Origin of the sequence: Geobacillus sp. 46C-IIa, assembly GCF_014679505.1 — a bacterium.
Taxonomy (GTDB): domain Bacteria; phylum Bacillota; class Bacilli; order Bacillales; family Anoxybacillaceae; genus Geobacillus.
The window spans coordinates 754,261-779,426 of the sequence record NZ_CP061474.1 but is presented as its reverse complement, the minus strand read 5'-3'; the positions used below and the strand labels follow the sequence as shown (position 1 = coordinate 779,426).

Below are 25,166 nucleotides of genomic sequence, written 5' to 3'. Positions count from 1 at the left end.
TGTTCTCCTTTCTCAAATGATGAGCATCGCATCGCCGAAGCTGAAAAAGCGATACCGCTCTTTGACCGCCACTTCATACGCGTGCAAAATATGTTCGCGCCCGGCGAGCGCGCTCACAAGCATAATAAGCGTCGATTTCGGCAAATGAAAGTTTGTCACGAGCCCGTCAATGCCTTTAAACTCATAGCCCGGGTAAATGAAAATGTCGGTCCAGCCGCTCTCAGCCGCAAACCGGCCGTTGTGCCTGCCGGCGATCGTCTCGAGCGTCCTCGTCGACGTCGTGCCGACAGCGATAATTCGGCCGCCGTCCGCGCGCACGCGGTTCAAGATCGCCGCCGTTTCCTCGCTCATTTGGTAAAACTCGGCGTGCATATCGTGTTTCTCGACGTCATCCACTTGCACCGGCCGGAACGTGCCGAGCCCGACATGAAGCGTAATAAAAGCGACATGCACCCCTTTTTCGCGAATGGCGTCAAGCAGCTCCTCGGTGAAATGAAGGCCGGCTGTCGGCGCCGCGGCCGAGCCGATTTCGCGCGCGTACACCGTCTGATACCGCTCTGGGTCGTCGAGCCTTTCTTTAATATACGGCGGAAGCGGCATTTCGCCAAGCTCGGCCAATACTTCATAAAACAACCCTTCGTATGAAAACTCGAGCACCCGGCCGCCGTGTTCCAGCGTATCGAGGCAAACGGCCTGCAGTTTTCCGCCGCCAAAGACGAGCTTCGTTCCCGGCTTGATCCGTTTGCCCGGCTTGACCAGCGTCTCCCAACGATCGCCTTCCAACTGTTTTAACAAGAGCACCTCGACCATCCCGCCCGTTTCCGCTTTCTCTCCATACAGGCGCGCCGGCATGACGCGGGTGTCGTTTAAGACGAGACAATCGCCTGGATGTAAATACGAAATAATGTTGCGAAACGTTTCATGGCGAATGGCGCCCGTCCGTTTATCGAGCACCATCAGCCGCGACGCCGCCCGGTCCGGGAGCGGCGTTTGTGCAATGAGCTCTTCCGGCAAGTAAAAATCAAACAAGTCCACTTTCATAAAGCTTTCCTCCCTTTAGCGAAACCGCCCGAGCACATAAAAAATCAATGATAATACGACACTTAGCAAGATCGATGTGACGATCGGGAAATAAAAAGTCATATTCCCCTTGCGGATGACGATATCCCCCGGCAAGCGGCCGAGTTTGATAAACTGCATAACAAACCCGACAATGACCAGCGCGACGCCAATCGTTATGATCAACTTCGGCAAGCTGTTCACCGCTTCGGAACCTCCATTCTTAAATGAGCATATGCCGACGGCGTGGCGACACGCCCGCGCGGCGTCCGTTGCAATAGGCCGATTTGCAGCAAATACGGCTCATACACTTCCTCGATCGTTTGCGCTTCTTCTCCGATCACCGCCGCCAGCGTCTCGAGCCCGACCGGGCCGCCGGCAAATTTTTCGATGATCGCCAAAAGCAGCTTATGGTCAATATGATCAAGTCCGAGCCGGTCGACTTGCAGCCGCTCGAGCGCCTCGACAGCGAGCGGCAGCGTGATTTCCCCGTCCCCGCGCACTTGGGCAAAATCGCGGACGCGGCGGAGCAGCCGGTTGGCAATGCGCGGCGTGCCCCGCGCCCGGCGCGCCAGTTCGAGCGCCGCCTCGCTGCTGATTATCATATGCAAAATGGCCGCTGCCCGCTCAATAATTTGCGCCAGCTGGTCCACTTGATAATATTCAAGCCGGCTGATGACGCCAAACCGGTCACGCAGCGGGGCGGACAGCGCCCCGGCTCTTGTTGTCGCTCCGACAAGCGTAAACGGCGGCAAATCAAGGCGAAGCGAACGCGCTTCCGGCCCTTTGCCGATCATAATGTCCAAACAGTAATCTTCCATCGCCGGGTACAGCACTTCTTCAACCGTCCGCGGCAACCGGTGGATTTCATCAATAAACAGCACGTCCCCCGGCTCAAGCGAGGTCAAAAGCGCCGCTAGATCACCGGGCCGCTCAAGCGCCGGCCCGGATGTCGCCCGCATCTTGACACCCATTTCATTGGCAATAATGGCGGCAAGCGTCGTTTTCCCGAGCCCCGGCGGCCCATACAGCAAGACGTGGTCAAGCGTCTCTTCACGCAGCTTGGCCGCTTCAATAAACACTTGCAAGTTTTCTTTGACTTTATCTTGCCCGATATATTCACGCAAATATTGCGGGCGCAAGTTTGGTTCGAGCGCCGCCTCGCCGCCTAAAGCTGCACCGGATACAAGCCGTTCGTCCACCGTCGTCCCTCCCTTTTAGCCAGCTGCCATTTATTTCAGCAACAGCGCCAGCGCCCGCTTGACGTATTGTTCCGTCGTCATCGTTTCCTCGCGAAGCGCCGGAATAATTTTGTCGATTTCCCGTTCCGCATAGCCGAGCGCCTTGAGCGCAGCAACCGCCTCGGCAAGCTCCCCGGAAAGGGGAACGGCCGGGCGCGAAGCCGCCGGCACAGAAAATATCGCAAGCTTTCCCTTTAAATCTAAAATCATTTGCCGGGCCGTCTTTTTTCCAACGCCCGGAAACTTGCATAAAAACGCCTCATTTTCTTCCTCAATCGCCCGCGCCAGCTCATCCGGCCGCCCGGCCGCCAAAATGGCGAGCCCTCCCTTCGGTCCGATGCCGGACACTTGGAGCAGCTTGGCAAACAAGTTCCGCTCTTCGCGCGTCAGAAATCCGTATAAGGCGTGCACATCTTCACGCACGTATTCGTATGTATATACCGTCACCGCCGCCCCACGGCTCCCCTCGAAGGCAAACGGGTTGGGAGTAAAAATTTCATAGCCGATGCCGTTATGGTCGATCACAATATATTCGGGACAGATGTAATCGACATATCCGCGGATGAACTCGATCAATGGATGCTCCTCTCCTTTTCTCGCCCTTTCATTGTATCATACGATTTCATTATAACAAAAACAAATCCCGCGATGCGCTTCACACCACGGGATTTCGTTTTATTGCACAACCGCAAAATGCCGGTATATTTCGATCACTTGTTCATATTGTTCTTTCGAGAGGACGCGGATGCCTTGTTTTAATTTCGCCTGTTGGCGGCTTTCCAGCTTTCCGACATCGATTTGGAAAAACGACTGGATAATTTCCCCTGACTGATTCGGTTTGCCGTTGAAAATGGACAATGTGCCGTCATTGGTGATCCCGAAATAGCCGTTTGTTTTTAACAACGGGGAAATGTCGTTGATCGTTTTGCGAAAGACGATCGTCCGGTCATCGAGAGTAATCAGTTGCCAGTCACGGTACTTTTTCCATATTTCTGTTAACGAAACGACCGTTTCTACTCTTTTTTCCTCACTGATCTCTCCGTCTACGTATTGCTGCTGCAACACGATCGTCATTTTCACCGGCGCCGACGCGGCGAACGTCCAATGAGTCGGCAATACGATCGCGGCAGCCAACAATAGGATGGAAAGAATTCGCATGGTCCGTTCCTCTCTTCCGAAATGATGGTTTTCTTACACCATTAGTTTCGCCGACAGGCGCCATTTTATTCCTGTTCCGTCAGCTTTTTTGCAAGACAAGCTCCCGCCGGTCCAAAAAGTGCGGCGGATATTCGAGCCAACGGCGGTCGATCATCATGTTGGCCCCGTCCTCGGTAAAAGCGCCGGCTTTGGCGATCAAGCTGGCGTATAAAGCGATAATGTCGCGGCGGAGGCTCACCGCCATCGCCGCTCCGTATTCCGCCGTGCCAATCGCGGATAGCGCGTTAATAACGGCCATCATTAATTGGTCGGAAAACGGCGGCTTTGTCGAGTCGGTGACGGTAACATCCGGGGACATGACAGTCGGCACGTTGCTTTCCCGCAACACGTCATGAACGGTGTTCATAATATCGGAACAGACGCGCACTCCACGCAAGAAAAAGTTGCGGATTTCCGGATCGGCCGCCACTTGGGCAAATCCGGTCAATGTCGCCTTGCCAATCTCGTTGTTGCGCGCCGTTGTAAACAAATGGGCCACTTCGACAGCGAGCAGCGGGCGGCGCGGGCCGAACCAGCCGGTTAAAAAGCTTTGTTTCTCAATAAATGCCGCTTCTTTCGGGTACACCATATACGGCGGGCGAACGTACACCCCTTTTTCCAGCAGGAGCTGGCGGGCGCGGTCGTTTAACATCACCGCCTCGTTCAAAAACTGGTGGAACAACTGAGCAACATCTTGGCGCGATGCCAAGGCGATCGCCCCGCTATGCGAGGTGAGGCCGAACTTGGACATATGATACATATATTCTAAGTAGAAGATATCGCTAAACAACTTCGGCGCACCAGGATACACATGCTTCTCCACCGGGTAGCCGACCGGCTTGGCGATCCCTTCGGCAGCGAACAGCTGCTCGATGGCGCGCAAATGCCCGTTGGCGACGTTCAACGTCTCAGTAATGAGCGGGCGAATATCGTCATCGGTCACCGTTTCTGCAAAGTGCGTCAGCAAACAGGCGACGATGCTGTCATTTATATACGTGCTCCAAAGGCTTGAAATCTCTGCACTCGTTAGTGAAGCAACATTTCCTTCCATGTAGTTTTGCACCCCCTTGTTTCTTTGTTATTATGTTCCCCGGCCTTCTGCTGTATGTAGTCAAGGCAAAAAAAATCGCCAGCGTGCCGCTGACGGATGTTATTGTTCCTCAAGCACCGATTCATCCAAGTTATGGTACACCTCTTGGACGTCATCATCATCTTCAAGCGTATCGATTAACTTCAACATTTTTTTCAATTCATCGCCTGATAACGTTGTATATGTTTGCGGAATCATCGTGATTTCCGCGCTCGCAAACGTGAATCCTTGCTGTTCGAGCTGTTCTTTTACCGTCTCAAATGACTCGGGCGCCGTATAAATTTCGAACGACTCATCCGTCGTTTCCATTTCCTCCGCTCCCGCCTCAATCGCCAAAAGCAACAGCTCCTCTTCGTCAACGTTGTGCTGTTCACGATCGATGACGAGCAAGCCTTTGCGCTCAAACAAGTAAGAGACGCAGCCCGTTTCCCCCAGGTTGCCGCCGTTTTTCGAAAATGCCGCCCGCACGTTGGCGGCGGTGCGGTTTTTATTATCGGTCAGGCAGACAACCATCACAGCGACGCCGCCCGGCCCATATCCTTCATAACGGATTTCCTCATAATTCGTATGCTCTTGGTTTCCTGTTGCTTTTTTAATCGCCCGTTCAATGTTTTCGCCCGGCATATTGGCCGCCTTTGCCTTCTCAATGACAAGGCGCAGGCTCGCGTTGGCCGCCGGGTCCCCTCCGCCGGTTTTCGCGGCGACATAAATTTCTTTCGCCAGTTTCATAAACAGCTTGCCGCGCTTGGCATCTTGAGCGTTTTTCCGCCGTTGGATATTTTTCCACTTCGAATGTCCAGCCATCGAAATTTCTCCTCTCATCACAACGGAATGTTCCGATATTACTATAGCAAAAAACGTGGAACATGTCAGCTGTTCCTAGCTGGAAGCCGAGAACAAAGAAAGGGGATGCCTAATGGCACCCCCCTCGCCGGGCTAGCGATTGTTTTCCGGCCGTTCTTGAATCGTATCGCCAATAAAAATGGTGCGCAAATCGCGGCGAATTTCTTCCATGCTGATCGGCGCGCCGCGGCGAATGGTGTTGTCAATCGTGCGGACGCGGTTGTACATGCCCGGATTGGATGTGACGCGCACCCGTTTGCCGTTGGCATACGGGGCCACCGCTTTGGCGACACGCTCTTCAAGCCGCTCCGGATGGCGGGCATCGGTCGCAATGGCAATAAGCGCTTGGTCGCCGTACACAACAGTGCGGGCATCGTCCACCCCATCCACCGCTGCCGCGCGGCGGGAGAGCTCTTCAACTAGAGCGCCGTCATAGCTGCGGTAGTACGACGGATGCGGATCGACATTCAGCGAATGCAAATGCCCATGATAGTTGTAATCGCCGTCGCCAAAATCGACCCCGCGCGGAAGAGCCGGCACATCGGTATCAAACCGGGTCGCCGCCGGCCCGCCAAGGCGGCCGTCATCCGTCAAATAGTCGGTCGCCGGTCCGCGGCGCGCCCATATATAGTTATTATCGTAGTTGAGCGCGTTCGTCCCGTAACGGCCGTAGCCGAAATCATCGCCCCGTTCAGTCGAGTAATAGCCGATCGGTCTCGCCGCATTATTGTAGTGCCGGGCTCCTTCGTCCTCGGCCCCGTAATTGGCACATGAAGCGAGCAAGCCGGCTGCTGACAATACACCGATCCATTTGACCGCGTATCTCAATGGAAAACCCCCCTTGGTTTCCTTCGCCCACGGCTGGCATGGAGCCAGCCTTACGTTTAGCTTGCGGAAAAAGCAGGGGGGTTATCGCTGTCAGTTCACACCAGCAAGGCGGCTGCTAAAACTTGGGCGGCGCAATGGCCAACCGCCGTTTATGATGCGAACGTTCGTGCAGTTGTTCAATAATTTTCCGGTCTCGCTCCGGGATGTCTTCTCCTTTCAAATATTTGTCAATCATTTCATATGTCGTGCCCATCTCGCTTTCATCCGTCTGTCCTTCCCATAATCCGGCGCTCGGCGCTTTTGTGATGATTTCTTCGGGAACGCCGAGCAGACGGCCCATTTCACGCACTTCGCCTTTGGTGAAGTGAATGAGCGGCACTAAATCGACCCCGCCATCACCATATTTCGTAAAGTAGCCGGTGTGCCACTCCGCCGCATTGTCCGTGCCGACGACGAGGTAGCCATAGTTGTTGGCGACAGCGTACAACGTCGTCATGCGCAGGCGCGCCCTCGTGTTCGCATCGCCGAGCCGCGCTTTTTCTTCATTCCATTCCCCACTGGCTTTCAGCTCGGCTTCCACCGCGCCGAACAGCGCCTTGTGCGCCTCGGTCAAATCGATGACAAGATGTTGGATGCCGCAGCTTTCCACCACTTTAAGCGCATCTTCCATATCTTTCGGATGGCTTTTGCACGGCATGATGAGACCAAGCGAGCGGTCTGGAAACGCCCGCTTAATCAAATGGGTGACAACAGCGGAGTCGATGCCGCCGCTAATGCCGACCACCGCCCCGTTCAGGCCGGCTGACGCCACCTGCTCCCGCAACCATTGCACAAGTTTGTCGATTTTTTCTTGCATCCGCCTTCGACTCCTTTTTCCAAAGATTCCATCCTTTATTTTAGCATAGCGCAAAGGTGGCGGACAAACCGTTCCCGCTTCTCCCGATCCCATGCGAGCGGACGGCGGCGCGCAACCGCCTGCCGCCACTCGCGAAATACATCGGCAGGGAACAAAAGCGCATGCAAAAACCAACGTTTTTCCAGCCAATGGCTAAGCGGAGCGAAGCGGGCAAGCGCCGAATACGACCAACCGATGTGCGGCAAAATACGGTTTGCGTATTGCCAATAATCAAGCCCGGGCGAGGCGAGTCCAGCCGTGTCATAGTCGATCATATATACATTTCCGGCAGCGGTGCGCAAAAAGTTATGAGGCGCTACATCTCCATGAATGATGGCGGCAGGCTCCGCCGCCAGCTCTTGGGCGTAATCGCCGCCCGTTTCTAGGCAGTAATGCGCCCATCGCAGCGCAAACAAAATATCCTCTTTTTCCATCACTGTTTCAACGAACGGCAAATGCCGACAAAACTCATCGTAACGGCGCCGCCATTTGTCATACAGAGGCATGGACGGCAGCCGCATGGCTTCCCGTTCGCCGCAAACGATGTTCGCCGTTGCCGCATGGTAGCTATTTAGCACTTGAAGCCCGTCCTTGATGTCGTGCTCGTTGGCGAATGCGAACGGGCGCGCGCCGGCCACATATTCCGTCAGCAGCCAATATCGCCCTCCGGCGGCGATCACTCCTCCATGACTGAGCGGGACAACGGCCGGCGCGGCGAAAAAACCGGCGCGGCGCAGAGCGGCAAGAAGCCATGCTTGCCGTTCGGCCGCCGCCAACGAGCGGTATGCTTTCGCGACGAATGATCCATGCGAAGTGACGATGGCGATGACATGCGGTTTCAACGCCACCGCCTGCCAAATAGCAAGCCGGTAATGGCGGCTAAGAAGAAAAAAGAGACGGCCGGCGGCGTCTCTTTGTATTTCGTTACTGCTCTTCACCATGCCCGCTCTCCTCGTCCGGCGGTCCGGCGAACAGGCGCGGACTGGCGGACGGCGGCGCAGGCGATGGCGCGTATCCCGGCGGGCTTGTCGGATAAACGACACCGGGCCACGGGATCGCCGGCGCGGCTTGTTGCGGCGCGTACCCGTATGGAGCCGGCGGCGCGTACGCTCCAGGCGGCGCATATCCCCCGTAGTATTGGATCGGTGGATACACAGGCATATACCCAAAAGGCGGATACCCGGCTGGCGGCGCGTACATTCCAGGCGGCGCATACCCTGGTGCGGCGTAACCGGACGGAGCGAAAGCAGCTCCAGCTGGCGGTGCCAGCGGAGCAGCAGCCCCGTGTTCTCCTAGTCCAGGAAGCGGCGGGGATGCTAGAGACTCGCTGCTGCTTTCGCTAATTCCAGGAAATAGGACCGAACTGCTCTCCGGGCTTTCCCCGACCGCTAACGAACCCGGCGGCGGGGAATAGGGCGGCATGGCTGGCAACGGCGGTGTATAAAATCCCGGCCCCGGCACAATCGGCGTCACCGGCACGCATCCTTGGTCAACACCGAAAGCTGGCGCTACCGGCGGGGCAACTGGGACGTGCGGGATGTTTGGCAACGGCGGCGGGGCTTCCTCGCTTTCGTCCGCTATATGCTCCCCTTTCAATTCAGCGGGGCTTTCATCCGCCTCCTCTTCCATCATACCAGGCAAAATGTTGCTCGGTTTCGGCGGAATCGGCGGCAAATTCGACAACGACTTGGCAAACGAAACGTGAGGAGCCGGAGCGACCGGCGGAATCGCATGCGCAAGCGGCGGTGCATACGCTGCCGGCGCTGTCTTTGCTTTTGGCGCCTCGTTCACCGGTATATTCGGTGTTTCATTCACCGGCACGTTTGGCGTTTCATTCACCGGCACGTTCGGCGTCTCTTCCCCCACCTCCTTCGATGCCCCGCCTACTGACGCTTTTGCTGTTTCTTTTTCCCCCACCTTTGGCGCTTCAGCTGCCGGTGCTATCGGCGTTTCTTTCGCCACCGCTTTCGGCGCTTCAGCCGCCGGCGCCTTCGGTTTTTCTTTCACTTCCGCTTTCGGCGCTTCGACCGTTGGCGCTGCCGTTTTTTCTTTTGCCGCTTTCGGCGCTTCGGCCGTTGGCGCTGCCGTTTTTTCTTTTGCCGCTTTCGGCGCTTCGGCCGTTGGCGCTGCCGTTTTTTCTTTTGCCGCTTTCGGCGCTTCGGCCGTTGGCGCTGCCGTTTTTTCTTTTGCCGCTTTCGGCGCTTCGGCCGTTGGCGCTGCCGTTTTTTCTTTTGCCGCTTTCGGCGCTTCGGCCGTTGGCATCTCATTGACAGCTGCTGGCCCTTCGTTCACCGATGCTTCATTTTCCGGGATGGAGCCGCCGACTGCACCGATCTCCGTATCAATGTTAAACGAAACGAACGGTTTCGCCTCCGCGTACGGATGTTCTTCCACCTTCGGTTTTTTCAGCGATCCATGCATTTTTGTTTCTTTTTTTATTGGCACCCCTGCTGTCGGCACTTTAACTTTCATTCCGGGCATAATCATATTCGGATCGCTCAAATGCCCATTTATCTTTTTCAATTGTTCAAAATCAACCCCATATTTTTGGGCAATTTTCCAAAGGGTGTCGCCCTTTTGAACAATATGGATTTTCACGCCGTTCCCCTCCTAAACCGAGACTGTTTGCACTCTATCCGACCGATGCTTGTTTCCTGTTATCGTCTTTCAACACAATGTATGACGATGGTCGTTGATTTATGATAAAAAAATCCCCCAGCCGGACGGAGGAAATTCCGTCTTGCCAGGGAGGGGGACTAGGCAAGGGCAAGCATGCGCTCGAGCGCTTGCTTCGCTTCGAACGCCACTTCCGTTGGAACGGTAATACGGTTGACGACCGTTCCTTCGCTGAGCGATTCAAGCGCCCAAACGAAATGCGGCAAATCGATCCGGTTCATCGTTAAACATGGGCACATATACGGATTCAGGGAAACGATTTCTTTGTCCGGATGCTCATGCATGAGGCGGTTCACCAAGTTCATTTCCGTCCCGATCGCCCACCGGCTGCCGGGTGGGGCGTTGCGGATCGTTTCGATAATGTATTTGGTGGAACCGGCATAATCCGCCTGTTGAACAACGTCCCAGCTACATTCCGGATGAACGATCACCTTTGTTTCCGGATTGGTCCGCCGAATATGCTCAATTTGCCGGACATTGAAATTTTCATGCACCGAGCAATGCCCCTTCCAAAGAATGACTTTCACCTTGTCAAGATCGCCGTTGCCTTGCAATGTTTCCTCATGTGGATCCCAGACAGCCATCTCCTCAAGGCCGACGCCGAGCGCGTAGGCCGTATTTCTCCCTAAATGCTGGTCTGGCAAAAAGAAAATGCGCTCCTTTTTTGAAAACGCCCACGCCACCATCTTTTTCGCGTTGGACGACGTGACCGTCGCCCCGCCATGGCGGCCGACAAACGCTTTAATCGCCGCTGTGGAGTTGACATACACAAGCGGGAGAATCGTCTCACCAAACCGCTCCGTCAACGCTGCCCACGCCCGCTCAACTTGAAAAATATCGGCCATATCGGCCATGGAACAGCCGGCGCGCAAATCCGGCAAAATGACCGTCTGCGCCTCGCTCGTTAAAATGTCCGCCGTTTCCGCCATGAAATGGACGCCGCAAAACACAATGTATTCCGCCTCGCTGTTTTTCGCCGCCAGCTGGGCGAGCTGAAGCGAGTCGCCAGTTGCATCAGCGAACTGAATGACCTCATCTTTTTGGTAATGGTGCCCAGGGATAAAAAGGCGCCGGCCGAGCTGCTCCTTCACAGCGCGGGCGCGCGCTTCGAGCTCGTCTCTTTCCATCGTTTTGTACTGTTCCGGCATATCATCAAGCCGTTTGAATTGTTCAAGTACGTTCATCGTTCTCTCCCCCCCATTATTGCAAATAAAAGCTGATATCTAACGCCGCAGCGGAATGCGTTAAGAAACCAAGTGAAATGTAGTCGACGCCGGTCGCGCCATACGCCGCCACGTTAGCGAGCGTAATGCCGCCGGACGCCTCTGTAATGATCGGTTTCGGCACGAGCCGGACGAACGACCGCACTTCCTCGGGCGTCCGATTGTCAAACATAATAATGTCAGCCCCGGCTTCGACCGCCTCGAGCACCTCGGCTTCCGTTTCCGTTTCCACTTCGATTTTCACCATATGGCCGAGCCGCTCTCTCACCGTTTTAACAGCGGCGGCAATCGATCCGCAAAACGCGATATGGTTGTCTTTAATCATCACACCGTCGTACAAGCCAAAGCGGTGATTGTAGCCGCCGCCGCAAGTGACGGCATATTTTTCAAGCATGCGCAAGCCCGGCGTCGTTTTCCGCGTATCGCAAAGGCGCGTATGGCTGTCGCCAAGCAGGTCGACCGCCTGCCGCGTCACGGTCGCAATGCCGCTTAGGCGCTGAAGCAAATTCAAAATGACGCGCTCACCGGACAACAGCGGACCGACCGGCCCGGAAACGGCGGCAATCGTTTCGCCGGCTGCGATCCGTTCGCCGTCTTTTTTCATGACCGACACCTCAATATGCGGATCAAGCAGCTGATAGCCGGCGGCAATCAGGCCGACGCCGGCCACAACCCCATCCGCCTTCGCCGTAAACACGCCCGCCGCGCGTTCGTTGGCCGGAAAAATCGTGTCGCTTGTCACATCGCCGTCACCGATATCCTCAAGAAAAAAGTGCCGCAACAACTGCTCAAGTTTTAACCGATTCATCGCTCCATCCCCCTTTTGATCCTGCTCTCACGTTACCGCCGGGCCGATGCATGCGCCCACTCTTCTTTCGTTCGCACGAGACGCCGGCCTTGCCAGTCCGGATGATCATACGGAAAATCGCTCCGGTAATGGCCGCCGCGGCTTTCTGTGCGGCGAAGCGCGGACGAGGCGACGAGCCAGCCGACAAGCAACGCATACCCTGTTTCAATCTCCTCTGCCGACAGCCACTCAAGATCACCATCCAACCAATCGGGCAAGGAAAACTGTTCAAACCAGCGAACCGCTTCACGAAGCTGCTCTCCGTCACGGACGATGCCGGCAAGCGCGGACAATCGTTCGCGGATGCTCGCCCGCCCCGGAAGCGGCGGCGCCAAAAGACGGCGCGGGCGGCCAAACGGCCGGCCGGTGCGGTGCGCTGCCGTCGGCCACCCCTCTTGGCGGCTGATCGCGTGAGCCACGCGGGCGCCAAAGACGATCGCCTCAAGCAACGAATTGCTTGCCAACCGGTTGGCGCCGTGCACACCAGTGCACGCCGCCTCGCCTACAGCATACAAGCCCGGCACGTTCGTCTGTCCCCATTCATTGACTGCAATGCCGCCCATTAAAAAGTGGGCGCCCGGCACGATCGGAAGGCGGCCGGCTTCAAGGCTGACGCCATGCGCCTCGCATAGCGCAGCAATCGTCGGAAAGCGGCGGCGAAAATCGCGCACAGCGGAAATATTCAAGTAGACGCGGCCCCCGCGCTCCATTTCCGCGGCGATCGCGCGGGCGACAACATCACGCGGCGCCAAATCGCCAAGCGGATGAACGCCATCCATTAAGCGCCGGCCGTCTTCCGCCTCAAGCACTGCTCCCTCGCCGCGCACCGCCTCCGATACTAATCCGACCGCCTTTCCGCCGGCAGCGAGCATCGTCGGATGAAATTGGATAAATTCCATGTCGGCGACTGCCGCACCGGCGCGATACGCCATGGCGATGCCGTCGCCAATCGCTGTCGGCGCGTTGGAAGTGAACGTATACAGTCCGGCGCAGCCGCCGGTCGCTAGGACAACCGCCGCCGCCCGCCAAGCTGAGACAGCGCCGTCTGTTCGCTTCGCTTTCACCCCGACGCAGCGGCCGTCTTCCGTCAAAAGTTCGATGACTTGTTCACCTTCCACCACCGATACGCGCCCTTCCACCTGCCTAAGCAAAAACGAAACGAGCGCCTTGCCCGTTTGGTCGCCGCCAGCGTGCAAAATGCGCCGGCGGCTATGCCCGCCTTCAAGACCGAAGCAGAGCTGACCGTGTTCATCTGCATCAAATGCCATCCCAGCGTCCATCCACTCTTGCAGCCGCTTCGGCCCTTCCCGGACGAGCAGCTCAACCATCCGCCCATCGTTATGATGACAGCCGGCCGCAAGCGTGTCGCGGAAATGGGCGCGCCAGTCGTCGTCGGCTGCCAGCGCTGCCGCCACCCCGCCTTGCGCCCGCCAAGAGTTGCTGTCGGTCCGGCCTTTCTTTGTGAAAATCATCACATTTTCTTGCGTCCGCAAATAATAAGCGACTGTTAAAGCAGCCAGTCCGCTGCCGACAATGATGATGCCGTCTTCCCCCACACTTAGGACTCCTCTCTTTTCACCTGTCTTGACATCTATATTTACACATATTTAAACTAATGACAAGGGGTTTATCAAAAAAAGTAAAGAAAAGGCGGGGGACTATGATTTATTTGGACTATGCCGCGACGACACCGATGTGTGAGGAAGCCATCGCGGCTTATGCCGAGGCAGCGGCCGTTTATTTTGGCAATGAAAGCAGCCTGCACGACACCGGTACGAAAGCGAAGCAACTGCTGACATTATGCCGGCGCGAGCTTGCGGCTATGATCAACGGGGAAGCGGAAGGGATCTATTTCACAAGCGGCGGCACAGAAGCGAATGTGCTCGCCATTCGGTCGCTCATTGCCGCCCATCGTCATAAAGGAAATCATTTAATTACCACTGAAATCGAGCACGCCTCACTATATCATTTGTTTCGACAGCTTGAAACGGAAGGGTATACAGTGACGTATTTGCCCGTCGACCGATTCGGGCGCATTCGTCTCGCTGATTTAGAACGGGCCATCACGCCGCGGACGATCCTCGCTTCCATCCAGCACGCCAACTCGGAAATCGGCACCATCCAGCCGCTAGCCGACATCGGTCGCCTGTTGCGGACGCGCGGCGTCCTTTTTCATAGCGACTGCGTGCAAACTTTTGCTAAAATACAGCTAGACATAAAGGCGATGGCGATTGACAGCGTATCGATTTCCGCCCATAAAGTGTACGGCCCAAAGGGCGTCGGCGCCGTCTACATCGACCCGCACCTTCACTGGAAACCCGTTTTTCCGGGGGCGACACACGAATCCGGTTTCCGGCCCGGAACGGTCAATGTGCCGGGGATCGTTGCCTTCATTACCGCCGCTAAGCAGCTTTACGGACGGATGGAAGGCGAACAGTCACGCTTTGAACAGCTGCGCCGCCGGCTGCTTGACGCCATCGCGGCCAAACAGCTGCCGATTGCTGTGGAAGGCCATCCCCGCTGGCGGCTTGCCCATATTGTCGGGTTGTCTGTTGCCGGTTTTGAAGGACAGCTCGTCATGCTTGAATGCAACCGCGCCGGCATCGCCATTTCAACCGGCAGCGCCTGCCAAGTCGGATTGCAGGCACCGTCGCGGACGATGCTCGCCGTCGGCAAAACGCCAGAGGAGGCAAAGCAGTTCGTCCGTGTATCGCTTGGTGCGGCCACGACAGAAGCAGAGATCGACCAATTGATTTCCGCATTAGAACGGCTCATCCGAACACGAAAGGAGGCATGGGCAAGGTGAAAGAAGAAAAGAAAATTTTAGGAGAAACGCGACGCCAGCTCATTTTGCAATGGCTGAAAGAAAGCGGGACGCCGCTCACCGGGGCGGAGTTGGCGGCGAAAACGAACGTCAGCCGCCAAGTGATCGTCCAAGATATTTCGCTGTTAAAGGCGCGCAACGAACCGATTATCGCGACAAGCCAAGGCTATTTGTATTTAAAGCCGGCTGAACCGGCGCAAACGTATACGAGAACAATCGCCTGCTCCCATACACCAGAGCAGACGAAAGAAGAATTGTATTTGCTCGTCGATTGCGGCGTAACGGTAAAAGATGTCAAAATCGAACATCCAGTCTATGGGGATTTAACCGCATCGGTCATGGTCAGCAACCGCCTCGAAGTCGACCAGTTCATCGCCAAAATCGAGGCGACAAAATCGGCGTATTTATTGCAGCTGACCGACGGGACGCATTTGCATACGCTTGAAGCCGACTCGCCGGAAAAGCTTGACGCCGCCTGCCGCGCCCTAAAACAAGCGGGCTTTTTAATCGAGGCCTAATCCCCTTGCCGGCGCGCTCTCGTCCTGCAAATAAAGCAAACCGCCCCACGGCGGTCGAACAGAACATGCCGCATCCTCCGCCTAGGCAAGGGGGGCTGCAGGAGAGTGAGGAAAAAAGAAATGCAGCAGCGGCCGAAGCGAAAGGCGGCTGGGCTAAAAGGTGTTTTTCTTTAACAACATCGTTTCCGAAAGAAGCCTCCTGCCTCAAGGAATTGTGCAGGGCGATCGGCAAAAGATTGCCTTGCGAAATGGTTCAATGTGCATATACAGCGATGGGAAAGAGGCTGACTCAACAGAGTGCCTGCCTTGAAACAAATCATATAAAATGAGAAAGTTGTATATCGCCGCGCAAAAGGGTGTCTCGCTGTTTTTGAGACACCCTCTCTCCGTTCTTCCATCTGCTCATTTTAAGCAAAATAATATGGATAACTGCCCAACAACTGCACTGTACAGCCGAGCGCTTCGATTTCGGCGATCGCCCCCGGGATGAGGACGTCATCCATCGACGCGTCGATGTCAATGATAAAAAAGTAGTTGCCGAGCCCCGTTTTCGCCGGGCGCGACTCAATTTTCGTCAAGTTCAGCCGCCGCCAAGCAAACGCCGACAACACTTGGTGAAGCGCCCCGGGCTGATCTTGCGGCAGCATGACGACAACGGTCGTTTTGTCGCCGACATAAAGCGGCGAATCAGGTAAAAGCGGCTGCCCGCTTCGGCTGACGACGATAAAGCGCGTATGATTGTAATCGTAATCATGAATATTTTCCTGCACGATCGTCAAGCCGTATTCGCTCGCTGCAAGCCGATTGGCAATCGCCGCCACCGGCAAGTGCGGATGTTCGCTCACAAATTTGGCGGCGGCGCTCGTTGACGTCATCGGCACTTGCTTCGCCCCTTTGAGCACCGTATGTAAAAATTTGCGGCACTGAGCAATGGCGTGCGAATGCGAATACACTTCTTTAATCTCGCGCCAATGCGGCGCATAGTACGGATGCACCATTAAATGCTGCTCGATCGGGACGACGATTTCGCCGATGATCGGCAGCGGCTGTTCATGGATCAAATAATCGAGCGTTAAGTTGACCGATCCTTCCAACGCATTTTCAAGCGGCACAACGGCCGCCTCAATTTCCCCAACGGCGACGGCGTCGATGCAGTCGGGAATCGTGTCATACGGCTCGCGCTGTTCAGTCGGAAAAAGTGTAACAACAGCCGCCTCAGTAAACGTTGCCTTTGGTCCTAAGTATCCGATTTTCATTATTTGGCCTCTCCCTTGCTTCAATACACTCCTGAACCAACAATTTCAACTTTTTCGACAAACTCGAGCCCTCTCAGCTTTGTCAACAGTTCATCAATGTCTTCATGCATATCGTTTGTGCTGACGGAAAGCGTCACGTTCGCCCGTCCTTGCAGCGGGATCGTCTGGTGGATCGTCAGCACGTTGCAGCCGGCCGCTGCCACGACGCCAAGCAGCCGCGACAACGTGCCTGAGCGGTCTTCTAAATGAAAAAACAACGTGACGATATTTTCTTTCGTCACCGCTTGAAACGGAAAAATGGCGTCGCGGTATTTGTAAAAGACGCCGCGGCTAATGTTCGCAAGCTGCGCCGCCTCGGCGACCGAGGCGGCTTTTTTCCGCTCAAGCAGCTGCTTAGCGAGCACGACTTTTTTCATCGCTTCCGGCAAGACGTCTTCACGCACTAAATAAAACTTTTTTTCCACCGCACCTTCCCCCGCTTTTACCGTTCATCCCAGTCGTCGACAAACTCAAACTCGTAATCGAGCAACCGGACGGTGTCTCCGTCTTTCGCTCCGCGCTCGCGCAGCGCGTCGTCGACTCCTATCGCCCGCAGCTGGCGAGCGAAGCGGCGCACCGATTCTTCGCGCGAGAAATCGGTCATTTTAAACAGCTTCTCGATTTTGTCGCCCGACAAAATGAACGCCCCGTCGCTGCCGCGGGTAATGGCAAACGGCAGCTCCTCTTTTTCGTATTTGTACACGACGCGCTGCACCGCCGGCTCTTCCGGTTCATAGAGCGGAAACTCCGGCGTTGTTTCGAGCAGATCGGCAATGGCAAACAGCAGCTCGCGCACCCCTTGCCTTGTCGCGGCCGAAATCGGAAAGACCGGCACCGCCTCGCCGACTTTCTCTTGAAAACGACGCAAGTTTTCTTCGGCGCTTGGCATGTCCATTTTATTGGCAGCGACAATTTGCGGCCGTTCCGTCAAGCGCAAATTGTATTGCTTCAGCTCCTCATTGATGACGACGTAATCGTCGTACGGATCGCGCCCTTCCACCGCAGCCATGTCGATGACATGGACAATGACGCGCGTCCGTTCAATATGGCGCAAAAACTGATGCCCCAAACCGACTCCCTCGTGGGCGCCTTCAATCAGCCCCGGCAAGTCGGCCATGACAAAACTGCGGCCGTCTTCCGTTTCGACAACACCCAAATTCGGCGCGAGCGTCGTAAAGTGGTACTCGGCAATTTTCGGTCTTGCTGCCGAAACGACGGACAATAACGTCGATTTGCCGACGCTTGGGAACCCGACAAGACCAACATCAGCGAGCAGTTTTAATTCCAAAATGACGTTGCGCTCCTCGCCCGGCTCGCCGTTTTCCGCGATCTCCGGCGCCGGATTGGCCGCGGTCGCAAAACGAGTGTTGCCGCGCCCGCCGCGTCCGCCTTTGGCGACAACAAACCGCTGTCCTTCTTCCGTCAAGTCGGCGAGCACTTCGTTCGTATCGGCATCGATGACCACCGTCCCCGGCGGCACTTTGACAAGCAAGTCTTCCGCATTTTTGCCATGCTGGTTTTTCGACATGCCGTTTTCGCCGCGCGGCGCTTTAAAATGGCGCTGGTAGCGGAAATCCATCAACGTCCGCAGCCCTTCATCGACGACGAACACAACGTCGCCGCCTTTGCCGCCGTCCCCGCCGGCCGGCCCGCCTTTCGGGACATATTTTTCACGGCGGAACGCGACCATGCCGTTGCCGCCGTCCCCGCCTTTGACATAAATTTTCACTTGATCGACAAACATAGCTGTTCCTCCGATTCGCTTCCATCATGGCGAAATTAGTGTCACTAATACTTATTATTGTATACAGCGCCGATTCAATGCTGTCAATATGTGCTTAAGAATAAGGCCCCCCGGGGCGGAACAGCAGCTCGAGCTCCACTGTCAGTTCTTCGGTGCCGACGGCAAACGACACAAGACGAAGCGGCGGCGCCGGCTCGCAGCGTTCCAGCCAAGTGCGGACGGCCTCACCGTCCTGCCACGCGCCGCGATAATCAAAAAACAGCGACGCCCGCCCGTAAGACAGCTCGATCGACAAACATACATGGTTTTCTGTCTGTCTGTCAGCCTGCATCTCCAGAAGGTGAAGAAAGCCGCAGCACCATTCGGTCAATCGTTCGTCATACAATGACAAATCCGCCTCGCCGCCTGTGATTTCATACTCAAGAAAAATCGGGCGCGGCTCCCAGTTGTAGGTCATGACCAGTTCGGCGAACCGCTCGGCCTTCAAGTTCGTCAGCCGGGTTTCCTGCTGCATCTCGCCGATAATGCCATTGATGATCTCCTGCACCCGCTCGATTTTATTGAGCGCCAAATGACCTTTAATGAGCTGAATTTTGTTCAGCCAGTCATGGCGGGCATGGCGCATCACTTCAACGACCGTCCATCGCTTTTCCATTCACTGCTCCCCTATTCGTGCGGTGCGATGGCCCGCACCGCCTTTTCTTCATCCTCTCCTTCGTCGAGAGGACATTTACTTTTACTATAGCATTTTCTGACAACAAACGGGAACGATTTTTCAAGGGCAAAAAGAAAAAACTCTAACCGGCGTGGCTAGAGTTTTTTCTTTGAAACAAGTTACGCTTCTTGGCTGACCGGGTAGACGCTGACGCGTTTGCGGTCGCGGCCGAGCCGCTCGAAGCGGACGATGCCGTCAATTTTCGCGTACAGCGTGTCATCGCCGCCGCGGCCGACGTTCAGGCCTGGATGAACTTTCGTTCCGCGTTGGCGGTACAAAATGGAGCCGCCCGTCACAAACTGACCGTCAGCGCGCTTTGCGCCAAGGCGCTTCGCGATCGAGTCACGGCCGTTTTTCGTCGAACCGACCCCTTTTTTCGAAGCGAAAAACTGCAAGTCGAGTCTCAGCATGGCAGTCACCTCCTGCTAGATAGATGTCACGCGGATGAACTTCCCGTAGTCGCGTTCGATCGTCTTTAGCGAGACGACCATCGCTTCCAACAACAATTGCACTTTCTCTGCCGTCGCTGCTTCTTCCAGCTCCGGAAGCTCACAGCGAAGATAGCCTCCGTCTTGGCCGAGCGAAACGTGCGGGCGAACGCCGGCAAGCGCCTCGATGGCATTGATGGTGCCGAACGAAACGGCCGAAGCGCCGGCGCAGACGATATCCTGCCCGCGCTTGGCGAACCCGGCGTGCCCGTCCATCGTGAACGCGCGAATGCGGCCGTCCGCTTCTCGTTCAATCGTAATGCGGATCATCGCTTACGCGTTGATTTTTTCGATGACAACTTTCGTGTACGGCTGACGGTGGCCTTGTTTGCGGCGATAGTTCTTTTTCGCTTTATATTTGAAGACGATGATTTTCTTTTGTCGGCCGTGCTTTTGCACTTTCGCCGTGACCGTTGCACCTTCGACCGTCGGGTTTCCGATTTTTACCGTTTCCCCGCCGACGAACAGCACTTTATCAAACGTCACCGTATCGCCTTCATTGGCATCCAGTTTTTCGATGTAAATTTCTTGGCCTTCTTCTACTTTCAATTGTTTGCCGCCAGTTTCAATGATTGCGTACATGCCTCGCACCTCCTTCATGGACTCAGACTCGCCAGCGTCAAGGCGGTTCCAATCGGAACACTTCACAACCCGCGCTGAGCGGTTGTAGTACGGGTGCGTCCTTTTGCGACAGCCGCCCTCTTTTGCCCCGTTAAGAGACAAAAAGTCTACAACGCCATCTATAGTAACATAGAAACAGCCAGCCGTCAACCGTCATCTTCAACGGTTCAAACGGCCGGCTGTCATCAATAAATGAGTGCGCCAAGCGGCGCATCGGTCCGCTTTTCAGCAAAAAACGCGTGCAGCAGCTCGTTTTCATCAAGCGTCGTCCGTTCGCGGCCGTCGCGTACGACGACGATCGCATGTTTTTGCCCGCGGTAAAAGCGCTGCAGCACGGCGGAGATGCGCTCATCCGCCGGAACGGTAATCGTCTGCAGCCTTGCGTAATCGCCCTTTTTCCCGTAATACCGTTCAAGCAAAAAGCGCATGACCACATATGGATGCTGTTTCTTCTCTTGCCAAAGCGCATGCGCTAAAAAGGCGGCAATCGCCCATAAATCAAGCTGGCGCGGTGCGAATGCAAGCAAAAGGACGATGCTGACCGTCAGCACAGCCGCTGATATGGCAACCATGTTCCGGTGCGCTTCGCTGAACGGACGGCGGTACGACAAAAGCAAAAACAGCAGCTTGCCGCCGTCAAGCGGCCAGATCGGCAGCAAGTTTAAACTAAACAGAGCCGCGTTATAACGGAAAAACAGCTCCCAACTTCCGTCATCCATCCAGCCGGCCTCCCATAAAAAAAACCCCGCCGCCGTCAGCCAAAGATGCTGCGCCGGCCCGGCGAGCGTCACGATCCACTCTTCACGGAATGGGCGATTTCCATGTTCCTCCACTTCTGCCACTCCACCGAACGGCAGCAGCAAAATCCGCTTCACCCGCCAAGAAAAAAACGCCGCCGCCGCCGCATGGCCAAGCTCATGAATGAGCACGATGAAAAACAGCAAACAAAGCTGCTTAAAATGGGCGGTCAATACCGCCATGCCGCCGATCAGCCATAGCAACGGATGAACGTGCAACTTTCCAAGCAGCCCGAGATACTTATTCAAAGGAAATCACCTGGATCGGATCGATAAATTTGTCTCCTTGCTTAATGGCAAAATAAAACAGTCCTTTCCGTTTATCTTTGTCACTCGCTTGAGCGGTGCCGACTTCTTTCCCCATTTCGATAAAATCGTACAGTTTGACGGAAATGGTGCTTAAATGGCCATACCACGTTTCACTGCCGTCCGCGTGCTGAATGATGACCGTTTTTCCGAGCTTCTCTTTCGTGCCGGCAAACGTCACGATCCCTTCTTTCATTGCTTCGACTTTCGCCTCGCTCTCGGTTTCGATCATCACCCCTTGGCCATTTTCATCAAAGCTTTCGAGCACTCGGCCGGAAACCGGCACCGCGTATGAGGACGCCGTCTCCGTTTTTGTCTCTTTTTTCGGCGCAAAAAAGGCGAGCGGTTCGCCGAACGTCTTTTCATACCAAGCCGAGACAGCCGCAAACTGAAATTCCGTTTCCATCGTCCGCGCGACAAACTGCCGTGCCGGTTCAAGCGAAGCGGACGGATGTTTGAACAAAATGGCGGTCACTAACACGAGGCAGGCGGCGATGAGCGTTTTGAAGAGAAACCACTCTTTGCGAAACAGCGGATGGGACTCTGATTCAAACGAATAGCGGTCATACGTGACGACCGGCAGCCCGTACCGCTCCTCGTCCGCTATCCCCCACTCCGGCTCCTTTCGCTTGCTTGACCGATATTGGCGCTCTTTTCGCCGCCTTTCTATCCGTTTTTTCATTTCCCGAACGCGTCGGTCCATACGTCCCCCCTCCACCTTTCTAACGACGTTTGTACTAATTTATGAGACAACCTCATTGAATATGAACAAGCGTTTTTTGCCGCGTCCTGTCGAGCCGATCTCTATAGCCGCAGGCCCATTGTCGTCAAAGGAGGACGCCTGTTTTAAACAATTTTAGAAAGACAAAGTTTCCGTCAGCCCTGCCATCAATAAAAAAGAGACCGAGTCCCCACGGTCTCCTTGCCTCCCCGTATCCTGTTATGTCAGCGCCTGCCCGCCGGCCGCACTTCTGCAAGCGATGGACAAAACAAAAAGGGCAATTTCCCCACGGAATTGCCCCCATTCTCCTACTTTAAACTAAATATTTTTCGAATCTTCGAGAACAATCCTTTCTCTTCTTCCTCAAGCGGCGGCAGCGGCACCGACTCGCCGAGGATGCGGCGGGCGATGTTGCGGTAGGCGATCGACGCTTTGCTGTTCGGGTCAAGGACGATCGGCTCGCCGCGATTGGACGCTTTGATCACGTTTTCATCATCGGCGATAATGCCGAGCAGTTCGATCGATAAATGCATAACGATTTCATCGACATCGAGCATATCGCCGTTTTTCACCATATGGCTGCGGATGCGGTTGATGATGAGGCGCGGTGGCTTGACGTGCTCTTCCGCTTCAAGCAGGCCGATGATGCGGTCCGCATCGCGAACCGCTGACACTTCCGGCGTCGTGACGACGATCGCCTCGTCCGCGCCGGCGACGGCGTTGCGGTATCCTTGCTCAATGCCGGCCGGGCAGTCGATGAGCACATAATCGTATTCTTGCTTCAGCTGCTCAACCAGCTCTTTCATCTGCTCCGGATTGACCGCCGATTTATCGCTCGTTTGCGCCGCCGGCAGCAAATACAAATGGTTATCGAACCGCTTATCTTTGACAAGCGCTTTTTGCACCGTACAGCGCCCTTCGACGACATCGACTAAATCATAAATAATTCGGTTTTCAAGCCCCAATACGACATCAAGGTTGCGCAGCCCGATGTCCGTATCGACAAGGCACACCCGCTTCCCTAAAATGGCGAGGGCCGTTCCAAGGTTCGCGGTCGTCGTCGTTTTGCCGACGCCGCCTTTCCCGGAAGTGATGACGATCGCTTCTCCCACGGTTACATTCTCCTTTCTAAGCGCGTCAAATTCGGCCGCAAATGCATGAGCAGCTGCAGGCGGTCGACAACAATTTGATTATGTTCATTAATATAGGCACATTCCATCTCATTTCCTTCGTCCGTTTTGTAATCGGGAGCACGATTCATGACATCGCTGATGCGCAGCTGCATCGGCTTCATCACTGACGCGGCGATGATCGCCTCTTTATTTCCGGCATATCCAGCATGAGCGATGCCGCGCAAGGCGCCGAGGATGAAAATGTTGCCTCCGGCAATGACCGTTCCGCCGGGGTTCACATCGCCGAGCAGCAGCAAATCCCCCTCAACGTGGAGCACTTGCCCGGAACGAATAATGCGCGAGACAGTGACGATTTCCGTTTTCTGTATCCATTCGATCGCTTCCGCTTTCGACATCACATTGCTTTCGATCGAATCGACGACCAAATTTTTCGAACGGCGGATGAGCGCACGCAACTCCTCCTCTTGGGCGGGCGTCAAGTAGCGGTTCCCGACTTTCAGATGGACGGAGACGAGCGGGCTGTTGGGCGCGACGCCGGAGCGTTTGACGAGCCGCTCCTCAATCTCTTTCAACAAATCGTCGTACGAGCAGCGGTCATCAAGATGCAGCGTCAGCCCATCTTTCGTCCCTTTAATCGTCACGTACTGCTGCTTTTGTTTTGCCACAACGTTCACCCCAACGAATAATTCTACAGAACGGGCCGTTTTTCCTCTTTTATTCTTCCTGCTCCAGCCGGCGAATTTTTGCCAACCACCGTCCAAGCGGGTACGAGAAGATGAGAAAAAACGCGATGTTTGCCAGCAACGTCGGCCATAAACGACGATCCCAAAAAACGAAAAACGGCCAATCCGTCCGCCCAATCAACAGCTGAATGCCGTACACATAGCTGTCAAGCAACGCAATGGCTAACAGCGATAGCAAAAAAACAACGAGCCAGCTCTGGTGAAACCATTTCATCGCTTTGCCCACTATATAGGCGATGAGCGTGTAGGCAAACGCGTAAACGCCAAGCAGCTCCGTATAGACGCAATCGTACAGGAAACCGAAAACGAACCCGTAGCCCATCGCCCGCGTCCCACCGAGATAAACAGCCGTCAGCACTAAAAAAATGAGAAAAAAACGGGGAACAAAAAAATAGCGGACATATAAGTCGCCCTTCGGCCATACATCAACAAAAATGCTTTCGCTGACAAAACATAACACCGCAAGGAAAGGGAGCTGCCACTTCTTCACTTTGCCTCCTCCTCTTCTTGCAGTGCCGCATCGATTTTTCGTTTTACAATCATCACATCATCAATATCATACAAGTTGGCAAACGGCTTAACATAGACGACTTGCGTCAGTCCGTACTGATCCGGCTTGACCTCGGTCACTTCGCCGATCGGCAATCCTTTCGGAAACACGCCGCCGAGGCCGGAAGTCAACACTTTTTGCTTCTTTTTCACCTTGGCGTCAATCGGAATTTCGCCAAGCAACAGTTGGCGCCGCTTTTCATCATAGCCTTCGATTAACCCGAATACATTTTCATTCCCTTGGACGTAAGCGGAAATGCGATTGTTTTGATCAAGCGCGCTCAACAGTTGAACCGTGGACGTAAATTGCGAAGCGTGCTGCACCTTGCCGACGAGCCCAGCCGGGGTAATGACCGCCATATCTTTTTTCACCCCGTGCTGCACGCCTTTGTTGACAATGATCGTCTCCCGCCAGCGGTCCGGGTTTCGCCCGATCACTGTCGCCTGAATCGGAATAAAATCGCGCAAGCTCTCCTTTTTATCAAGCAGCGCGCGCAGCCGCTCGTTTTCCTGGCGCAGCGCTTCGACCTCTGTCTGCAGCGCCGCGTATTCTTCAAGCCTTGCTTTCAACAACTCGTTTTCCGCATATGCATGGCGGAGGTCGTTCACATTTTCAAAGAAGCCCGCGACAAACTGTGCGGGCTTCCCAAACAGAAGCTGGACAAAACCGGCAGTGTCTTTGATAAACTGCTCTGGCCACGTCAGTTCCTCGCGGCTGCGCAGCGAAAAGCCGATCAACATGACAAGAATGACAATGCTGACAAGCAAAAAAATGAGGCGCTTATTTCCGAAAAACTGTGGCATGCATCAGCA

At 55.2% G+C, this 25,166-nt stretch carries 29 protein-coding genes and 1 other annotated feature; of the genes, 2 read left to right on the top strand and 27 right to left on the bottom strand.

Annotated features, from left to right (window positions below; all coding sequences use genetic code 11):
* Positions 1–12: 12 nt before the first annotated feature.
* From queA to nadB, 14 genes are all read right to left on the bottom strand, one after another.
* Entirely contained in the window at positions 13–1,041 is a 1,029-nt protein-coding gene (gene queA / locus IC803_RS03940) for a tRNA preQ1(34) S-adenosylmethionine ribosyltransferase-isomerase QueA (RefSeq protein ID WP_081208434.1), read from the bottom strand.
* A 15-nt stretch (positions 1,042–1,056) separates the two neighbouring features.
* On the bottom strand, positions 1,057–1,263 hold the full coding sequence (locus IC803_RS03935; RefSeq protein WP_081208436.1) for a DUF2905 domain-containing protein: 207 nt from the start codon (positions 1,261–1,263) through the stop codon (positions 1,057–1,059).
* Entirely contained in the window at positions 1,260–2,261 is a 1,002-nt protein-coding gene (gene ruvB / locus IC803_RS03930) for a Holliday junction branch migration DNA helicase RuvB (protein WP_081208438.1), read from the bottom strand. Before ruvB ends, IC803_RS03935 begins: the two co-directional genes overlap by 4 nt.
* Before the next feature lie 30 nt (positions 2,262–2,291).
* On the bottom strand, positions 2,292–2,876 hold the full coding sequence (gene ruvA / locus IC803_RS03925; RefSeq protein WP_081208440.1) for a Holliday junction branch migration protein RuvA: 585 nt from the start codon (positions 2,874–2,876) through the stop codon (positions 2,292–2,294).
* Between the two features lie 99 nt (positions 2,877–2,975).
* Positions 2,976–3,458, bottom strand: coding sequence for an intercompartmental signaling factor BofC (locus tag IC803_RS03920; RefSeq protein ID WP_081208442.1), 483 nt, complete (start codon positions 3,456–3,458; stop codon positions 2,976–2,978).
* A gap of 79 nt (positions 3,459–3,537) precedes the next feature.
* Entirely contained in the window at positions 3,538–4,548 is a 1,011-nt protein-coding gene (locus IC803_RS03915; protein WP_081208444.1) for a DUF3231 family protein, read from the bottom strand.
* Between the two features lie 99 nt (positions 4,549–4,647).
* Positions 4,648–5,391 carry a YebC/PmpR family DNA-binding transcriptional regulator gene (locus IC803_RS03910; protein WP_081208446.1) on the bottom strand — a complete coding sequence of 248 codons (744 nt, stop codon included), beginning with the start codon at positions 5,389–5,391 and terminating at the stop codon, positions 4,648–4,650.
* 132 nt (positions 5,392–5,523) lie between these two features.
* Positions 5,524–6,258, bottom strand: coding sequence for a YhcN/YlaJ family sporulation lipoprotein (locus IC803_RS03905; protein WP_081208448.1), 735 nt, complete (start codon positions 6,256–6,258; stop codon positions 5,524–5,526).
* A 115-nt stretch (positions 6,259–6,373) separates the two neighbouring features.
* Positions 6,374–7,114, bottom strand: coding sequence for an NAD(+) synthase (gene nadE, locus IC803_RS03900; RefSeq protein WP_081208450.1), 741 nt, complete (start codon positions 7,112–7,114; stop codon positions 6,374–6,376).
* Between the two features lie 35 nt (positions 7,115–7,149).
* Entirely contained in the window at positions 7,150–8,094 is a 945-nt protein-coding gene (locus IC803_RS03895; RefSeq protein WP_081208452.1) for a phosphotransferase, read from the bottom strand.
* The gene (safA, locus tag IC803_RS03890) at positions 8,078–9,751 is read right to left on the bottom strand and encodes a SafA/ExsA family spore coat assembly protein (RefSeq protein ID WP_190304263.1); all 1,674 of its coding nucleotides are present in this window, start codon (positions 9,749–9,751) and stop codon (positions 8,078–8,080) included. Before safA ends, IC803_RS03895 begins: the two co-directional genes overlap by 17 nt.
* A 158-nt stretch (positions 9,752–9,909) precedes the next feature.
* The gene (gene nadA, locus IC803_RS03885; RefSeq protein ID WP_081208456.1) at positions 9,910–11,013 is read right to left on the bottom strand and encodes a quinolinate synthase NadA; all 1,104 of its coding nucleotides are present in this window, start codon (positions 11,011–11,013) and stop codon (positions 9,910–9,912) included.
* Between the two features lie 16 nt (positions 11,014–11,029).
* Positions 11,030–11,860 (bottom strand): carboxylating nicotinate-nucleotide diphosphorylase, encoded by an 831-nt coding sequence (gene nadC / locus IC803_RS03880; RefSeq protein WP_081208458.1) that lies wholly within the window; start codon positions 11,858–11,860, stop codon positions 11,030–11,032.
* Between the two features lie 32 nt (positions 11,861–11,892).
* Complete coding sequence (gene nadB, locus IC803_RS03875) at positions 11,893–13,455, bottom strand: L-aspartate oxidase (protein WP_081208460.1); 1,563 nt, start codon at positions 13,453–13,455, stop codon at positions 11,893–11,895.
* A gap of 104 nt (positions 13,456–13,559) precedes the next feature.
* Between nadB and IC803_RS03870 the strand changes: the two genes are divergently transcribed.
* Both IC803_RS03870 and IC803_RS03865 read left to right on the top strand, forming a co-directional pair.
* Positions 13,560–14,705, top strand: a complete 1,146-nt coding sequence (locus IC803_RS03870) for an IscS subfamily cysteine desulfurase (protein ID WP_081208462.1) — start codon at positions 13,560–13,562, stop codon at positions 14,703–14,705.
* Complete coding sequence (locus IC803_RS03865) at positions 14,693–15,241, top strand: transcription repressor NadR (protein ID WP_190304262.1); 549 nt, start codon at positions 14,693–14,695, stop codon at positions 15,239–15,241. Before IC803_RS03870 ends, IC803_RS03865 begins: the two co-directional genes overlap by 13 nt.
* Before the next feature lie 407 nt (positions 15,242–15,648).
* Here the strand turns inward: IC803_RS03865 and pheA are convergent, their stop codons facing one another.
* The 13 genes from pheA to mreC all read right to left on the bottom strand — a co-directional run bounded on the left by pheA (position 15,649) and on the right by mreC (position 25,157).
* The gene (gene pheA / locus IC803_RS03860; protein ID WP_081208464.1) at positions 15,649–16,497 is read right to left on the bottom strand and encodes a prephenate dehydratase; all 849 of its coding nucleotides are present in this window, start codon (positions 16,495–16,497) and stop codon (positions 15,649–15,651) included.
* Positions 16,498–16,517: 20 nt separating this feature from the next.
* Positions 16,518–16,961, bottom strand: a complete 444-nt coding sequence (locus IC803_RS03855; protein WP_063165142.1) for an ACT domain-containing protein — start codon at positions 16,959–16,961, stop codon at positions 16,518–16,520.
* A 17-nt stretch (positions 16,962–16,978) separates the two neighbouring features.
* Complete coding sequence (gene obgE / locus IC803_RS03850) at positions 16,979–18,280, bottom strand: GTPase ObgE (protein ID WP_081208466.1); 1,302 nt, start codon at positions 18,278–18,280, stop codon at positions 16,979–16,981.
* Between the two features lie 94 nt (positions 18,281–18,374).
* A complete protein-coding gene (locus tag IC803_RS03845; protein WP_081208468.1) occupies positions 18,375–18,935 on the bottom strand; it encodes a sporulation initiation phosphotransferase B in 561 nt (186 codons plus the stop codon).
* Positions 18,936–19,114: 179 nt separating this feature from the next.
* On the bottom strand, positions 19,115–19,405 hold the full coding sequence (gene rpmA / locus IC803_RS03840) for a 50S ribosomal protein L27 (RefSeq protein WP_008881065.1): 291 nt from the start codon (positions 19,403–19,405) through the stop codon (positions 19,115–19,117).
* A gap of 15 nt (positions 19,406–19,420) precedes the next feature.
* Positions 19,421–19,753 (bottom strand): ribosomal-processing cysteine protease Prp, encoded by a 333-nt coding sequence (locus IC803_RS03835; RefSeq protein WP_081208470.1) that lies wholly within the window; start codon positions 19,751–19,753, stop codon positions 19,421–19,423.
* Positions 19,754–19,756: 3 nt separating this feature from the next.
* The gene (rplU, locus tag IC803_RS03830; protein WP_081208472.1) at positions 19,757–20,065 is read right to left on the bottom strand and encodes a 50S ribosomal protein L21; all 309 of its coding nucleotides are present in this window, start codon (positions 20,063–20,065) and stop codon (positions 19,757–19,759) included.
* 14 nt (positions 20,066–20,079) lie between these two features.
* Positions 20,080–20,159: a sequence feature (ribosomal protein L21 leader region), on the bottom strand.
* 130 nt (positions 20,160–20,289) lie between these two features.
* Positions 20,290–21,150, bottom strand: a complete 861-nt coding sequence (locus tag IC803_RS03825) for a site-2 protease family protein (protein ID WP_081208474.1) — start codon at positions 21,148–21,150, stop codon at positions 20,290–20,292.
* On the bottom strand, positions 21,143–21,910 hold the full coding sequence (locus tag IC803_RS03820) for a M23 family metallopeptidase (RefSeq protein WP_081208476.1): 768 nt from the start codon (positions 21,908–21,910) through the stop codon (positions 21,143–21,145). Before IC803_RS03820 ends, IC803_RS03825 begins: the two co-directional genes overlap by 8 nt.
* Before the next feature lie 326 nt (positions 21,911–22,236).
* On the bottom strand, positions 22,237–23,040 hold the full coding sequence (gene minD / locus IC803_RS03815; protein ID WP_081208478.1) for a septum site-determining protein MinD: 804 nt from the start codon (positions 23,038–23,040) through the stop codon (positions 22,237–22,239).
* A 2-nt stretch (positions 23,041–23,042) separates the two neighbouring features.
* Entirely contained in the window at positions 23,043–23,735 is a 693-nt protein-coding gene (gene minC, locus IC803_RS03810; protein ID WP_081208480.1) for a septum site-determining protein MinC, read from the bottom strand.
* Positions 23,736–23,775: 40 nt separating this feature from the next.
* On the bottom strand, positions 23,776–24,294 hold the full coding sequence (mreD, locus tag IC803_RS03805; protein ID WP_081208482.1) for a rod shape-determining protein MreD: 519 nt from the start codon (positions 24,292–24,294) through the stop codon (positions 23,776–23,778).
* A complete protein-coding gene (gene mreC, locus IC803_RS03800) occupies positions 24,291–25,157 on the bottom strand; it encodes a rod shape-determining protein MreC (protein WP_081208484.1) in 867 nt (288 codons plus the stop codon). The genes mreD and mreC overlap by 4 nt, the downstream gene beginning before the upstream one ends.
* Positions 25,158–25,166: the final 9 nt, after the last annotated feature.

Bases quoted from the DNA above. Each gene is read 5' to 3' on its own strand.
- queA (WP_081208434.1), bottom strand. From the start codon at position 1,041: ATGAAAGTGGACTTGTTTGATTTTTACTTGCCGGAAGAGCTCATTGCA.
- IC803_RS03920 (WP_081208442.1), bottom strand. From the start codon at position 3,458: ATGCGAATTCTTTCCATCCTATTGTTGGCTGCCGCGATCGTATTGCCG.
- IC803_RS03915 (WP_081208444.1), bottom strand. From the start codon at position 4,548: ATGGAAGGAAATGTTGCTTCACTAACGAGTGCAGAGATTTCAAGCCTT.
- IC803_RS03910 (WP_081208446.1), bottom strand. From the start codon at position 5,391: ATGGCTGGACATTCGAAGTGGAAAAATATCCAACGGCGGAAAAACGCT.
- nadE (WP_081208450.1), bottom strand. From the start codon at position 7,114: ATGCAAGAAAAAATCGACAAACTTGTGCAATGGTTGCGGGAGCAGGTG.
- IC803_RS03895 (WP_081208452.1), bottom strand. From the start codon at position 8,094: ATGGTGAAGAGCAGTAACGAAATACAAAGAGACGCCGCCGGCCGTCTC.
- nadA (WP_081208456.1), bottom strand. From the start codon at position 11,013: ATGAACGTACTTGAACAATTCAAACGGCTTGATGATATGCCGGAACAG.
- nadC (WP_081208458.1), bottom strand. From the start codon at position 11,860: ATGAATCGGTTAAAACTTGAGCAGTTGTTGCGGCACTTTTTTCTTGAG.
- IC803_RS03870 (WP_081208462.1), top strand. From the start codon at position 13,560: ATGATTTATTTGGACTATGCCGCGACGACACCGATGTGTGAGGAAGCC.
- IC803_RS03865 (WP_190304262.1), top strand. From the start codon at position 14,693: ATGGGCAAGGTGAAAGAAGAAAAGAAAATTTTAGGAGAAACGCGACGC.
- pheA (WP_081208464.1), bottom strand. From the start codon at position 16,497: ATGAAAATCGGATACTTAGGACCAAAGGCAACGTTTACTGAGGCGGCT.
- obgE (WP_081208466.1), bottom strand. From the start codon at position 18,280: ATGTTTGTCGATCAAGTGAAAATTTATGTCAAAGGCGGGGACGGCGGC.
- IC803_RS03845 (WP_081208468.1), bottom strand. From the start codon at position 18,935: ATGGAAAAGCGATGGACGGTCGTTGAAGTGATGCGCCATGCCCGCCAT.
- rpmA (WP_008881065.1), bottom strand. From the start codon at position 19,405: ATGCTGAGACTCGACTTGCAGTTTTTCGCTTCGAAAAAAGGGGTCGGT.
- IC803_RS03835 (WP_081208470.1), bottom strand. From the start codon at position 19,753: ATGATCCGCATTACGATTGAACGAGAAGCGGACGGCCGCATTCGCGCG.
- rplU (WP_081208472.1), bottom strand. From the start codon at position 20,065: ATGTACGCAATCATTGAAACTGGCGGCAAACAATTGAAAGTAGAAGAA.
- IC803_RS03820 (WP_081208476.1), bottom strand. From the start codon at position 21,910: ATGGACCGACGCGTTCGGGAAATGAAAAAACGGATAGAAAGGCGGCGA.
- mreC (WP_081208484.1), bottom strand. From the start codon at position 25,157: ATGCCACAGTTTTTCGGAAATAAGCGCCTCATTTTTTTGCTTGTCAGC.